The sequence below is a fragment of the Pseudomonas sp. KBS0707 genome (assembly GCF_005937945.2).
GTDB lineage: Bacteria > Pseudomonadota > Gammaproteobacteria > Pseudomonadales > Pseudomonadaceae > Aquipseudomonas > Aquipseudomonas amygdali.
The window spans coordinates 2911830-2926180 of record NZ_CP041754.1 but is presented as its reverse complement, the minus strand read 5'-3'; the positions used below and the strand labels follow the sequence as shown (position 1 = coordinate 2926180).

Sequence of the window (14351 nt, the reverse complement as noted above, 5' to 3'; positions counted from 1 at the left end):
CGCAATCATCGTAACCGGGCTTAAGTGACATTTGCCGGACCGACCGCCAGCCGCGTTTATATATTCGCTGTACCCGCTACCGTTAAATAGTGTGAACGGTCAGAATGCCGGGAGGTCCAGTAATCAGTGATAGCAAAACCTATATGGGTTATTAGAGGGCGATACTTGAATACGTCAAAAGCGGCAACCGGGATTGAAGGTCTGGATGACATCCTTGCGGGTGGTCTTTCACGCAGTCATGTTTTTCTCCTTGAAGGAGAACCCGGAACCGGCAAGACAACCGTGGCACTGCAGTTCCTGAAGGCAGGCGCAGCAGCGGGTGAAATATCGCTGTACATCACCCTTTCCGAGACTGAAAGCGAGCTACGCTCGGGTGCTGCCTCACACGGCTGGGAGCTTGACGAGCAGATCAATATTTTCGAGCTGACGCCGCCTGAAAGCTTGCTTGATGCGGATCATCATCAAAGCCTGCTGTACTCCTCGGATCTGGAGCTGGGCGAAGCGACGCGGCAGATATTCGAGGTGGTAGAGCGGGTCAAACCCTCTCGCGTGGTGATCGACAGCCTCTCGGAAATTCGTCTTCTGGCGCAAAGTTCATTGCGCTACAGACGCCAGATTCTGGCCATCAAACATTACTTCACGCGTTATAACGCGACGGTATTGCTGCTCGATGACCTGACCACCGAAGCGCTGGATAAAACCGTACACAGTGTGGCCCACGGGGTTATCCGTCTTGAAGCGCTGACACCCACCTATGGTGCCGAGCGCAGACGGTTGAAGATCGTCAAATACCGCGGCCAGAAATACCGCGGCGGTTTCCACGACTTCACCATCGCCGAGAACGGCATCCATGTATTCCCACGTCTTGTAGCGGCCGAACACCGCTCCAATTACGCCCGCACTCAGGTCAGCAGCGGCATCACAGAACTGGACGACCTGCTGGGCGGCGGCATAGAAAGCGGCTCCAGCACGCTGATTCTGGGCCCTGCCGGGACCGGTAAATCGCTTATTTCACTGGTTTTCGCGGCACAGGCAGTGGCACGTGGCGAGCGCGTGGGGCTGTTCATATTCGATGAAGAAATGGGCCTGCTGTTCGAACGCATGCTCAAGCTCGGGATTGACCTGCGGGCGCTTCAGGAGACCGGCAATCTGGTGGTCGAGCAGATCGATGCGGCTGAGCTTTCTCCTGGCGAGTTTGCGCACCGCGTAAGGCGCGCAGTGGACCGCAAGCAGATAAAGACCGTGATCATCGACAGCATCAATGGTTATCAGGCGGCAATGCCGGAAGAGAGCGCACTGGTTTTGCACATGCATGAGCTTCTGCTCTACCTCAATCGCCAGGGCGCATCGACCTTCATGACCGTTGCACAACACGGGCTGGTCGGTGACATGCGCTCACCGGTCGACATTACCTACCTTGCCGACAGCGTTATTCTGTTGCGTTATTTCGAAGCTTTGGGTCAGGTGCGTCGCGCGATATCCATCATCAAGAAGCGCACGGGCACTCACGAGTCCACTATTCGTGAATACCGCATCAGTGCCAACGGTCTGAAGATCGGTAAGCCGCTTGAAGCCTTCCAAGGCGTACTGCGCGGGGTGCCGTCATACTTTGGCGACAAGAAACCGCTGCTTGAGGATGACGACCTGTGAGTATTCCAGGACTGTTGTCGGAGCGCGCAATCATTCTGGCGCCCAGAGGTCGAGACAGTCAGATCGCTATGCGGATCCTCGATGAAGCCGGCTACCTGGCAACGGTGGCCCATGACTTGTTCGAACTGGTCAAAGAGTTGAGCTCGGGCGCTGGCCTGGCAATCATCGCCGATGAGGCGTTGCGCAATAGTGACATTAAACCGCTGCTGGACCTCATCAGTCGCCAGCCAGCGTGGTCGGATCTGCCGATCGTCCTGATGACTCATCATGGCGGTCCAGATCACAATCCGTCTGCACGGATGGGTAATCTACTGGGCAATGTGACCTTTCTCGAGCGCCCCTTCCATCCTGCGACTCTGGTCAGCCTGGTCGTCACGGCCGTGCGCGGGCGCAGACGTCAGTATGAAGCACGGGCGCGCATGGAGGACCTGCACGAAAGTGAAGGCCGTCTGCAGAATGCGCTCAAGGCCGGCAGGCTGGGCTCCTGGTTGCTGGAAGCGGAATACCTCAAGCTGACTTGCTCGGATATTACTAAAAGTCACTATGGCCGCAACGAACAGGACACGTTCAATTACGACGACTGGCTCGCCGCTGTGTATTTCGAAGATCAGCCCAGAATGCAGTCGGCGCTTCAGCGCAGCCTGGACACCGGTGTTGATCTGATCATCGAATACCGCAACGTCTGGCCGGATGGCTCACTCAGTTGGGTGGATGTGCGCGCCCGCGCCATTTGCGGCAAGAACGGTCTGGTCAGTTCTCTGGCAGGCGTGACCTCTGACATCACCGAACGCAAGCAAGCCGAGTCGCAATTGCGGCGTCTCAATGAAACATTGGAGCAACAGGTCGAAGAGCGCACCTCGCAGTTGCGCCACAAGGAAGACATTCTTCGTCAGTCACAGAAAATGGAAGCAGTCGGCCAATTGACCGGCGGTATTGCCCATGACTTCAACAACATGCTGACCGGGATCATCGGCAGCCTGGAATTGATAAGAAGACGCCTGGCGCGCGGCAATATAGAGGACCTCAACAGCCTGATCGACCTGGGTGTGACCTCGGCGAATCGCGCCGCAGCACTTACCCATCGCTTGCTGGCATTCTCGCGGCGCCAGTCACTGGACTCAAAGCCGGTGGAGATGAACCATCTGGTCAATGCCATGGACGAACTGTTGCAGCGCAGTGTCAACGAGAGCATTCATTTGCAATTGCGCATGGCCAGCGATCTGTGGACTGCAGAAGCGGACCCTAACCAGCTGGAGAGCGCCCTGCTCAACCTGGTGCTCAATGCCCGAGATGCAATGCCCGACGGCGGCACGCTGGTGGTCGAAACCTTCAATCAGCAGCTGGACAGATCGTTTACCAATGCCCATGAGAACCTGCTGCCCGGTGATTACGTGGTGCTGAGCGTCAGTGACAATGGCTGCGGCATGCCGGAAACAGTGATCAGCCGTGCGTTTGACCCGTTCTTTACCACAAAGCCTATCGGCCAGGGCACCGGCTTAGGTCTTTCAATGATCTATGGTTTCAGCAAACAGTCGCATGGTCATGTTTCAATCAAGAGTGAAGTAGGCCGAGGCACTACCGTACAGCTGTTCCTGCCGCGCTTTAAGGGGCTTGCAGATGAAGCCGAGCAGAGTTTCCAGAGCAATGCCGTTTACGCCGAAAATGGCGAAACCGTGCTGATTGTCGAAGACGACCCGGCCGTTCGGACGCTGGTCAGTGAGGTACTCAGCGAATTGGGTTACACCTTCATCGAGGCCGGCGAAGCACTGGATGCCGTGCCGATACTGGAATCAGGCCAGCGTATTGATCTTCTGATCAGCGACGTAGGGCTGCCGGGCATGAATGGCCGGCAGCTTGCAGAAATCGCAAGGCAGCTGCGACCGGGACTCAAAGTGTTGTTCATCACAGGTTATGCAGAACATGCCGCGGTTCGCGGAGGTTTTCTGGACACCGGTATGCAACTGATCACCAAACCCTTTGCGTTCGATCAACTGACCTCGAAAGTGCGGGAAATGATAGAAGCCTGAGAAACGCTCAGGCTGTGCACGACTCCTGCCTGAAAGGCGGCATGCTCACTCGACGGTTAAAGCGCGTTGTCAGGCCAGCAGTTCCTGAATACGCGAATGCAGCGTTTCCATGGTGAACGGTTTGGCAAGAATGGGTGCCTTCAGCGCAATGGGGCTGCCCGAATCGAGTATTTCCGCCGGATAGCCGCTGATGAAGATCACTTTCAACTCCGGTCGAAGCATCACCGCAGGCTCGGCAATCTGTACACCCGAGACACCACCCGGCAATCGATAATCGGTGATCATCAGGTCAAGGTGGGGTTTGGTCGCCAGAATCTCGAAAGCCTGCTCACCATTCTCGGCTTTCAGGACTCGATACCCCTCACCAGACAGATAATCGGCCAGGAGCATCAGGATCAGGGGTTCGTCTTCGACGATTAATACGACGTTTTCTGCATCAGCGCTCATTGAACTGCCTTTGATCTTATAAATAGCTGCCATTACGACCACGGCATGCATGGGAGGTTGCGCCGATGTGTGATTAAACTTGATTGCCAGTGGCTATCACCTACATCGCCAACGGCTGTCACCTGTATCGACAGCAGCTGTCATCTATAAAGGCAGGCAGATACGAAAGACCGAACCCTTGCCTTCTTCGCTCTCCACCTCGATACGACCGCCGTGGGCCATGACGATCTGATCGGAAATGAACAATCCCAGGCCAAGCCCGGCAACAGCGTGATTGCTCGATACTCGCTCGAATTGCTGAAAGATGCGCTTCTGGTTTTCAGCAGTAATACCGATGCCTTGATCCCGAACCTCAATGAAGGCTTCGCCCTCCCTGCTGTACACATGCACTTCAATCGGTTTGCGCGCACCGTAGCGCAGCGCATTGGTCAACAGGTTGGCAACCACTTGCTCGATACGGAACTCGTCCCAGACGCCGATCACCGGCTGTTCGGCAAGCCGGGTGACCGTCGAATCGGCGGCGGCAATCTGTGCGGCAAAGCTTTCCAGCAACTGACAGACCAGTTCGCTCAAGTCAAACGGGCTCGGCCTGATCGACAGCTTGCCGGTACGAATTCTGGAGACATCAAGCATGTCTTCTATCAGGCGGATAAGGCTCTGAATCTGCCGCTCGTCGCGGTCGACCATTGCCCGCAGCTTTTCCATGGTGAACGCTGAAGCGTTGTCTTTGGCCAGGTGAAGTTTGCGCAGCTGGGTCTCCAGAATCAGACCGTTGAGCGGCGTACGCACCTCGTGGGAAACGATGGACATGAAGTCATCACGCATACGGATCGCGTGTTCCAGTTCGCCCTGGGTCGACTGCAGACGCTTGAGCAAGGCTTCCTGCTCCTGGCGACTGTGCTCCAGCTCTTCGACCTGTAGTTTCATGGCCTTGCGCTGCCGATACAGATCAACGAAAACATTGACCTTGCTCTTTACCGCATGGATATCCAGCGGCTTGTGCAGGAAGTCCACGGCACCACTTTCATAGCCCTTGAAGGCATAATTGAGCTCGCGACCGGCAGCGCTGACGAAAACGATCGGTATGCTCTTGGTCTTCTCGGTGCTGCGCATCATCTCGGCCAGCTCGAACCCGTTCATTCCAGGCATCTGGACGTCGAGGATGGCCAGCGCGAACTCGTGCTGCAACAGCAGTGACAACGCTTCGTCCGCCGAGAGTGCCTTGTAGACGAGTCGATCACCGCGCTTGATCAGCGCCTCGAGGGCCAGCAGGTTTTCCGGCAAATCATCAACGATGAGCAGTTTTGCCTGAATTTCACTTAACATGCGGTTCGTTCCAACTCGACCAGCAAGCGGCCAATATCGTTCAGGGAAAGAAGGTAATCCGGCGAGTGCAACACCAGGCCCGCCTGGGGCATGGTCGACGCCTGGGCCTGCGAGGGGTCTTGAATCACCGTGAAACCACCATACTTCTTGATCTGCAGCAAACCTTGTGCGCCGTCATTATTGGCACCAGTCAGCAATACGCCAGCCAGTCGCGGGCCGTAGGCATCCGCGGCCGAACCGAACAAAATGTCGATACTGGGCCTTGAGTAAAACACCCTGTCTTCCTGACTCAATGACAGTGAAAAGTCAGACTCCACCGAGACGTGGTAACCCGCTGGCGCAACGTACAAAGTGCCCGGCACGATATCTTCCTTGTCATCGGCTTCCTTGACCGGGATCGCCAAGCGATTCTGAAATACATGGGCCAACTGGCTGCGCCGGTCATCCGGCAAATGCAACACCATCAATATAGGCAGACTGAAACCCGGCCGCAGATTTCTGAATATTTTCAGCAGGGCCTCTACACCCCCCGCTGACGCGCCTAAGACAATAGCATCGACCACGGGCAACGGGCCGCAGGACAGGTCATCGTCAAAGGTGGTTCTCATAATTTCCGGTAGATCCGCTCGGGTTTCACCAGCGTCTCGAACGCCCCGCCGTAGGCAGAGAAATCCAGGGTTTCCTTACTGCCCAGCGCCAGAAAGCCGCGATGACACAGCGAGTCATGAAATAACCCGAAAGCTCGATCCTGAAGTTTTTTGTTGAAGTAAATCAGTACGTTACGACAGGAAACAAATTGCGTTTCGGAGAATACACTATCTGTGGCCAGACTGTGATCGGCAAAAGTGACGTTCTCGCACAGTGTCTTGTCGAAGATCGCGTAATCGTAGGCAGACGTGTAGTAATCGGCGAAATTGCGCTGCCCTCCCGAGTTACGGTAGTTCTCCGTATAGGTGCGCAGGTTATCCATGGAAAAGATGCCCTGCTTGGCCTTCTCCAAAGAGCTGGGATTGATATCGGTCGCATAAATGATGGTCCGCTCCAGCAGCCCCTCTTCGCGCAATAGAATAGCCGTTGAATAAACTTCCTCACCCGTACTGCAACCGGCAATCCACACCTTGATCGACGGATAAGTGCGTAGCACCGGCACGACCTCGTTGCGGATCGCCAGAAAGTGCGAGGGGTCACGGAACATATCACTCACCGGGATGGTGAGAATCTGCAGCAGCTGCATGAATGCTGCCGGGTCATGAAGCACACGCTCCTGCAGGGCCGAGATGGTCGCGCAATCGAACTGACGCAACGCATGGATCACGCGGCGCTTGATTGACGCACCGGAATAGTCGCGGAAATCGTAGCTGTACTGGAGGTAGATAGCCTCTATCAGCAGGCGCAGCTCGATCTCTATGCTTCGATCAAGGTGCATGATGCCATCCGTTTTTGCGCCCCGGAAAGCACGGCCAGTGAGCCCTCATTCAAATGCGCTCCATCTTCGGCAGCCAGACGCGAATCAGTGAAAACAGTCGATCCAGGTCAATGGGCTTGGCCAGGTAATCGTTGGAACCTGCCTGCAGACAACGCTCCTGATCATCTTTCATGGCCTTGGCAGTAACGGCGATGATCGGCAGCTTGCGCCAGCGCGGGTCTTTGCGGATCTCGATGGTGGCTTCGTAGCCGTCCATTTCAGGCATCATCACGTCCATCAGGACCAGATCGATGTCTTCGACCTCATTGAGCTTTGCAATCGCTTCAAGACCATTGCGGGCAATTTCCACCACTGCCCCCTTGTGCTCCAGGGCGCTGGTCAGGGCGAAAATGTTACGCACGTCGTCATCGACCACAAGGATCTTGCGCGCTTCAAAGACCTTGTCACGGCTGCGCGCAGTCTTGAGCATCTTTTGTCGCTCGTTGGACAGTTGCGACTCGACCTTGTGCAGGAACAGCGTGACCTCGTCCAGCAGGCGTTCAGGCGAGCGTGCGCCCTTGATAATGATAGAACGCGAATATTTCATCAGCTCGGCTTCTTCATCACGGGTCATGTTGCGCCCGGTATAGACAATCACCGGCGGAAAGGCGCAGATGTCTTCCGTGGACATGCGCTTGAGCAGCTCATTGCCAAGCATGTCCGGCAGTTTCAAGTCGATGATCATGCAGTCGTAGACATTCTCGCGCAGCAGGTCCAAGGCCTCCTGGGCAAAACCCACCGCAGTGATTTCAATATCATCGTCGCCGATAAGGCGAGCAATGCTGTCACGTTGCAGCGCATCGTCTTCGACCAGCAGGATGCGTTTGACCTTCTGGGTCAGTTTGGCCTCCAGCTTGGCGAATACATCCTTGAGCTCTTCGCGGGTGGTCGGCTTGACGGCGTAGCCAATGGCGCCCATGTGCAGCGCAGCTTCCTGGCGATCCTCGACCGAAATTACATGCACCGGAATGTGTCGGGTAGGTGCCAGCTCCTTGAGACGCTGAAGCACGGTCAGGCCCGAGTGATCCGGCAGGCGCATGTCCAGCAGGATCGCGTCCGGCGTGTAGCGTGACGCCAGGTTGAACCCTTCATCCGCAGCATGCGCGACCAGACACTCATAGCCCAGCTCATGGGCCAGATCGAAGAGGATCTGAGCGAAGCGCACTTCATCTTCGATGACCAGAATGCAGCGCCGCTGAAACGGTGCCTTGTCACGATCATCGGCAAACACGGCTACAGGTGTTTCCACCGGCACCGGGGCCGACTGCTGGATGACCGGCGCGGCAGGAACCGGCAACGATGGCGCGGGAGGCGCAACCATGACCGCAGACTCATTGCCTGGCTCTTGAGGGCCTTGCTCGACATAGCTTTCCGGCAACACCAGGCTGAAAATACTGCCCTGCCCTGGCGCGCTGGTCACACTGATGGATCCGCCCAGCAATGCCGCCAGATCGCGGGAGATCGACAACCCCAGCCCGGTACCGCCATAACGCCGGTTGGTGGTGCCATCTGCCTGACGGAATGCCTCGAATATACCCTGCTGATGCTCCTCGGCGATGCCGATGCCCGAGTCGCGCACGATAAACACGATGCCTGCACCCGGCTGGCGCGAAACGACCATGCTGACGGCGCCCGCTTCGGTGAATTTGATCGCGTTGGACAGCAGGTTCTTGAGAATCTGTTCAAGACGCTGGCGGTCCGTGAACAGCATGGTCGGCGCGCCTGCCTGTATGTCGACCGTGAACGCCAGCTTTTTCTCGGCGGCAAGCGGCTTGAACATGCTGCGCAGGCCTTCGACAAGACGAGATACGCTGCTGTTTTCCGGGCGCATTTCGAGCTTGCCGGCTTCGACCTTGGAAATATCCAGAATGTCGTTGATCAGGTTCAACAGGTCATTACCCGCCGAATAGATCGACTCGGCAAACTTGACCTGTTCGGCGGTCAGATTTTCGCCAGGATTTTCGGCCAGCAGCTTGGCCAGGATCAGCGAACTGTTGAGCGGCGTGCGCAGCTCATGGGACATGTTGGCAAGGAACTCGGACTTGTACTTGCTGGCGCGCTGCAGCTCGTCCGCACGCGCCTGCAACTCGGCCTGAGCGATGCTCAGTTCCTCGTTGTTACGGTCCAGCGCATCACGCTGATCGGCCAGTGCCTGACTCTGATCGGCCAGTTGCTCGTTGGTCTGTTCCAGCTCGGCCTGCTGAGTTTCCAGGTGTGCCTGAGACTCCTTGAGAATACGCGACTGCTCTTCCAGCTCTTCGTTGGCCGTGCGTAATTCTTCCTGCTGCACCTGCAATTCTTCGTTGAGTTGCTGGGTCTCGGCCAGCACCTCTTGCAGACGCTGGCGATAACGGGCCGCTTCAATCGAAGTGCCAATGTTGTCCGCGATCAGCTCAAGAAACTCTAGATCCTGCTCGGTAAGCGGGCGCAGAAAGCCCAACTCGATCACCCCGTTGACCTGATCGTCATTGCTGGTAGGCACTGCCACTATGCTGCGCGGCGAGCCTTCACCCAGACCGGAAGCCACTTTGAAGTAATTTTCGGGCAGTTCATCCAGCGTGATGATCCGGTCCTGTTGTGCGGCCTGCCCCACAATGCCTTCATCGCTGTGAATGGTCTGATCCTGCTGCTCCTGTTCGCGAGAGAAACCGTAGGAAGCAGCACGCGTCAAGCCGCCGTGATCCTGGCGAATATAGACCGCCGCCACCGACGCGCCCAGATAATGAGTCAGAAACTGAAGGATGTTTCGACCCAACATATTGAGTGTCAACTGACCCAGTACCTGTTCGGCCAGTTCGCTCTGACCGTTGCGCAACCAGGCGACTTTTTGCAGACGCTCGGCATTGATTTCCTGCAGCCTGAGGTTTTCGCTGTAGGTGGCCGAAAGCGACAGCAAATCACGTCGTCCGATATACGCCAGGATAGCGCTGACAATCACCACGAATATCAGATACAGGCAGACGGAAAGAATGGTACTGCGCGTGACCTCTGCGTTGCGGGTCAACCGAAGTTGCTGTTCCATTTCGACAGCCTGATCGTACTCGGTGCGGATCTGATCAGTAATTCGCTTGCCACGTCCGGCGAGCACAGCAGTTTGATAGTCGCCGTTGTTGCGCCGCAGATTGATCATCTCCTGAGCAAACGCATTCCACTCCTGCTGCATCGTGGACAGACGCCTGAACCGGTCCTGTTGCGTCGGGTTGTCTTCGACCAGACTCTTGAGTCCGTCCAGCTCGGCAACCAGCAACGGTTTGGCGATTTCATAGGGGTCGAGGAAGTGTTGATCGCCGGTCAGCAGAAAACCGCGCATGCCGGTTTCCATGTCTATCGACAGTTTCATCGAACGGTTGGTGTTATTGATCACCCGGTCAGTGTGCTCGACCCACTGTATGGCCGTGAGCAGATAACTGATCAGCAAAATGAAGAAAACGGCGCTCAGTACCCCCACACCCAATGGCAAGCCTACGTTACGCCCCAGCAGTTTTCGAAAGCGTTGCTCATCGACAACAGACGTCCGATTCATGAAATATCCCTGACGAGTGGATCAAAACCGTAGAGTTTGCCGTAAACCCACGAAAAACACTCTTATTTCTGACATAGAACATTGAAATTTCACACATAAATCGGTGATAAGCTCACTCACATATCGCGTTCATGACGTAAAGCCATCAATCCCCCTCACAATTCACCGTATTTGTGCGCCGATTGAACTTCCACCCGGTTTTTATTTACTGATACAGGGACAGTATCAACAGTGGACAGGACCGCGCTCGGTTACGCTGAGCTGCCGGAAAAGGAAGCATGGCATTCCATGCTGTCTGCGCTATCACCATTTTTCAGGTTTAAGGAGTCAACAATGCCGGACACAGCCCGCACCATTCTCGTGGTCGAAGACGACGCCATTGTGCGCATGCTGATTGTCGACGTGCTCGAAGAGCTGGAATACAAGGTACTGGAAGCCGAGGACGCCACTTCAGCTCTGACTTTCGTTGTCGACGATACCAGGCACATCGACCTGTTGATGACTGATCAGGGGTTGCCCGACATGAAGGGCACCGCGTTGGCTAAAAAGGTCATCGAACTGCGGCCTCAATTGCCGGTACTGTTCGCCAGCGGTTACTCCGAGAACATCGATGTGCCGCCAGGCATGCATTCGATCGGCAAGCCTTTTTCGATCGACCAGTTGCGTGACAAGGTAAAAAGCATCCTTGACTGACATCAAAGCTGCTTTCAGTCACACCGACACGCACGCCAGTACACGTGTATTGATCATCGGTTACGTATGGCCCGAGCCACGCTCTTCGGCTGCCAGCGGGCACATGATGCAACTGATCCAATGCTTCCTCGAGCAAAACTGGCAGATTACCTTTGCCAGCCCTGCCACTGAAGGTGAACATAGGGCCGATCTGGTCAGCCTGGGCATCGAGGAAGTACGAATCGCGCTCAATGACAGCAGTTTTGACCTGTTTGTCAGCAAATTGCAGCCCGATATCGTTGTTTTTGATCAGTTCATGATCGAAGAGCAGTTCGGCTGGCGCGTCGAGCAACAATGCCCCGACGCCCTGCGCATTCTGGAAACGTCGGATTTTCAAAGCCTGCGCCATGCACGCCATCAGATGTTGAAGGACTCGCTGAACAGCGATTCCGCGGGTGATCCGAGCGATATCTGCGACACTTCAACGCCGGGGCTTTTCAAGCAGATCGCCTCCAGCGAGCTGGCGCAGCGCGAGGTCGCATCGTTGTATCGCTGCGACCTGAACCTGATGACATCCGACGTTGAAATGGCATTACTGACCGGTTCCTTTGGGCTGCCCGCCTCGCTGCTGCACTGGTGTCCGCTAATGATTGACGGCGTTCCCGACAGCGTTCGGCCTTTTGCAGAGCGCGCACACTTCCTCAGCATCGGTAATTTCCGTCACGCCCCCAACTGGGATGCGGTGCTATGGATGAAAACCGCAATCTGGCCGCTGATCCGTCAGCAATTGCCTGAAGCGCAGCTGCATATTTACGGTGCCTACACGCCACCCAAGGCAACAGCGCTGCACAATGGCGCTCAAGGGTTTCATGTGAAGCAATGGGCTGAAGATGCGTTGCAGGTCATGTCATCAGCACGCATCTGTCTTGCGCCGTTGCGTTTCGGTGCCGGCATCAAGGGCAAATTGATGGATGCCATGCTCTGCGGCACTCCGTCAATCACCACTGTGATCGGCGCAGAAGCCATGAGCGGCGGGCTGCCGTGGCCTGGCGTCATCGCCGATAACCCGAAAGACATCGCTGATGCTGCGGTCAGACTCTATCAAGACCAGACCCGCTGGCTAGAAGCGCAGAACGCCGGGCTGGCGTTGCTGCAAGCGCGTTACCAGCATCGGCAACACTGTGCGGGCCTGATCGAGCGCATTCAGACCCTTCGTAACCAGTTGCCCGAGCATCGTCTGGCGAACTTCACCGGCGCCATGCTTCGCCATCATCACCACAAGAGCACCAAGTACATGGCGCAGTGGATCGAAGCCAAGAGCCGTAACAAGGCTGAAGATACGGTCTAAGCTGGTTTGCGCAACAGATAAGTATCCATGATCCACCCCCTGCGGTCGCGCGCTTCGGCGCGCAACAGCTTGATCTGCTCACACACGTCATCGAGCCTGCCAGACACCAGTATCTCGTCCGCGGTGCCCAGATAAGCGCCCCAATAGATATCCAGCCCCTGCCCGACGTAACGCTCGAATGTGCACTGTGCATCCAGCATCACCACGATATTGCTGTGTTGCTCAAGCGCTGCCGCCGCCAGGCGTCGCCCTGTGGTGATGTGAATCGACTCACCAATACGATTGAGCGGTATCCGGTGTTGCGCCACCAGGCTCTGGACACTGGTGATGCCGGGAATCACCTGATATTCGAATGTTTCCCTGCCGCGCGCCAATACGCGGTCAAGGATGCGCATGGTGCTGTCATACAGTGACGGATCGCCCCAGACCAGAAATGCACCAACCTGATCTGCGCCAAGCTCATCGGTCAACAGCCGTTCGAACAATGCAGCGCGCTGCTCGTGCCAACTTTCGATACCCCGCTCGTAGGCATCAGGGTCGCCTTCGCGCCGAGGGTCCTGAACCTGTACCAGACGATAGTCCTGATGAGTGATATGCCGCTGGCAAAGCGCTTTGCGCAGGCGCAGCAGCTCATCGTCGACATAGCCCTTGTCGAGGATGAAGATCACGTCGGCACGGTTCAGCGCGGCAATGGCCTGCAAGGTAATCTGCTCGGGATCACCGGCCCCCATGCCAATCAGCAGGATCTGTTTCATCGGATAACCACTCCACTGTGGCAAATCATGTGAGACGCCTGATCGTAGGTGATTTTTGTCAGCGACCGGGCATTGAAGCTGAAAATCAGGCACATTATCGTTCTGGCAACTGCTGAACACGACATAGCCATGAGTAAAACAACAAGAATCGCCGACCCTTCCTACGAATTGATGGACGACCACAACGGGCTGTCGATCATTTATCGCGAGCACGGATTCCCCTGTCCGCTGGTGCGCTGGCACTTTCACAAGGAATACGAGCTGCATTTGATTGTGGCCAGCTCAGGCAAGGTATTTGTCGGCGATTACATCGGCAATTTCAACCCTGCCAGCCTGTTTCTGACCGGTCCCAACCTGCCGCATAACTGGATCAGCCAGATCGATGAGGGTGAAGTTGTGGCCAAACGCGACATGCTGGTCAACTTCACCGATGAACTGCTGGAAAGTGGCAATCAGGTGTTTGCCGAACTAAAAACCCTGACACCATTACTGGAACGCGCCCGCTACGGCATCGAATTTCGCTGCAAACGTACGATTCGTCAGGCCATGAAGCTGATGCAGAAGATTGCCGACTCACGGGGCATCACCCGCCTGGGTCATTTCTTCATTCTTCTCGAGTTGCTGGCAGCCAGCGACGACTATCAGTTGCTCTCTGGCACTGCGGTCGCCCATACAGCTGACGAGCACAGCGTCGATCGCACCAACCGGGCGGTGGATTACATCTTTGCCCACTATGGCCGGGAGCTGCCGCTGGAGGAAGTGGCCGAGTATCTGGGCATGAAGCCAACCTATTTTTCCAGAGTGTTCAAGCAGGCCACAGGGCGTTGCTTCGTGGAGTTCGTCAATCGACTGCGCATCAGCAAGTCGTGCGAATTGCTGGCTGATGGCGACAAACCGGTCACTGATGTGTGCTTTGAATCCGGGTTCAACAATATCTCCAACTTCAATCGGCGCTTCCAGCAACTCAAGGGCATGACGCCCTCGCATTATCGCCGCCTGGCCGTGCAGCGCCTGACCGAACAAAACCTGTACTGATTCACCCTGCCCTTGCGCCTATCGTCTACGCTGCAGTTGCGGCGAAGCCAGCCTATAGGCGATTCGGCTCTATCGGCCTTTCGTGCATCAGTGCAAAAAAGTA

At 56.0% G+C, this 14351-nt stretch carries 11 protein-coding genes; 5 read left to right on the top strand and 6 right to left on the bottom strand.

Going from position 1 to position 14351, the window contains the following annotated elements; all coding sequences use genetic code 11:
- The first annotated feature begins 165 nt into the window (after positions 1-165).
- Both FFH21_RS13850 and FFH21_RS13845 read left to right on the top strand, forming a co-directional pair.
- Entirely contained in the window at positions 166-1650 is a 1485-nt protein-coding gene (locus FFH21_RS13850) for an ATPase domain-containing protein (protein ID WP_002553646.1), read from the top strand.
- Positions 1647-3677 carry a response regulator gene (locus FFH21_RS13845; RefSeq protein WP_041924549.1) on the top strand — a complete coding sequence of 677 codons (2031 nt, stop codon included), beginning with the start codon at positions 1647-1649 and terminating at the stop codon, positions 3675-3677. Before FFH21_RS13850 ends, FFH21_RS13845 begins: the two co-directional genes overlap by 4 nt.
- A 69-nt stretch (positions 3678-3746) precedes the next feature.
- On the opposite strand, the gene FFH21_RS13840 is transcribed toward FFH21_RS13845, so the two are convergent.
- The 5 genes from FFH21_RS13840 to FFH21_RS13820 form a co-directional block, all read right to left on the bottom strand.
- Positions 3747-4124 (bottom strand): response regulator, encoded by a 378-nt coding sequence (locus FFH21_RS13840; protein WP_002553644.1) that lies wholly within the window; start codon positions 4122-4124, stop codon positions 3747-3749.
- A gap of 144 nt (positions 4125-4268) precedes the next feature.
- On the bottom strand, positions 4269-5450 hold the full coding sequence (locus FFH21_RS13835) for a hybrid sensor histidine kinase/response regulator (RefSeq protein ID WP_011168676.1): 1182 nt from the start codon (positions 5448-5450) through the stop codon (positions 4269-4271).
- Positions 5444-6058: a chemotaxis protein CheB gene (locus tag FFH21_RS13830; RefSeq protein ID WP_004658106.1), complete on the bottom strand. Its 615-nt coding sequence runs from the start codon at positions 6056-6058 to the stop codon at positions 5444-5446. Before FFH21_RS13830 ends, FFH21_RS13835 begins: the two co-directional genes overlap by 7 nt.
- A complete protein-coding gene (locus FFH21_RS13825) occupies positions 6055-6876 on the bottom strand; it encodes a protein-glutamate O-methyltransferase CheR (protein WP_011168675.1) in 822 nt (273 codons plus the stop codon). Before FFH21_RS13825 ends, FFH21_RS13830 begins: the two co-directional genes overlap by 4 nt.
- Positions 6877-6925: 49 nt before the next feature.
- Complete coding sequence (locus FFH21_RS13820) at positions 6926-10438, bottom strand: response regulator (RefSeq protein ID WP_011168674.1); 3513 nt, start codon at positions 10436-10438, stop codon at positions 6926-6928.
- Between the two features lie 333 nt (positions 10439-10771).
- On the opposite strand from FFH21_RS13820, the gene FFH21_RS13815 reads away from it, so the two are divergent.
- On the top strand, positions 10772-11131 hold the full coding sequence (locus FFH21_RS13815) for a response regulator (protein ID WP_002553639.1): 360 nt from the start codon (positions 10772-10774) through the stop codon (positions 11129-11131).
- The gene (locus FFH21_RS13810; RefSeq protein WP_019741443.1) at positions 11124-12458 is read left to right on the top strand and encodes a glycosyltransferase family 4 protein; all 1335 of its coding nucleotides are present in this window, start codon (positions 11124-11126) and stop codon (positions 12456-12458) included. Before FFH21_RS13815 ends, FFH21_RS13810 begins: the two co-directional genes overlap by 8 nt.
- Here FFH21_RS13810 and cobF read toward each other — a convergent pair.
- Positions 12455-13213, bottom strand: coding sequence for a precorrin-6A synthase (deacetylating) (gene cobF, locus FFH21_RS13805; protein WP_004658112.1), 759 nt, complete (start codon positions 13211-13213; stop codon positions 12455-12457). The two genes, FFH21_RS13810 and cobF, sit on opposite strands and share 4 nt — an antisense overlap.
- A gap of 129 nt (positions 13214-13342) precedes the next feature.
- On the opposite strand from cobF, the gene FFH21_RS13800 reads away from it, so the two are divergent.
- On the top strand, positions 13343-14248 hold the full coding sequence (locus FFH21_RS13800) for an AraC family transcriptional regulator (RefSeq protein ID WP_002553636.1): 906 nt from the start codon (positions 13343-13345) through the stop codon (positions 14246-14248).
- Positions 14249-14351 lie beyond the last annotated feature (103 nt).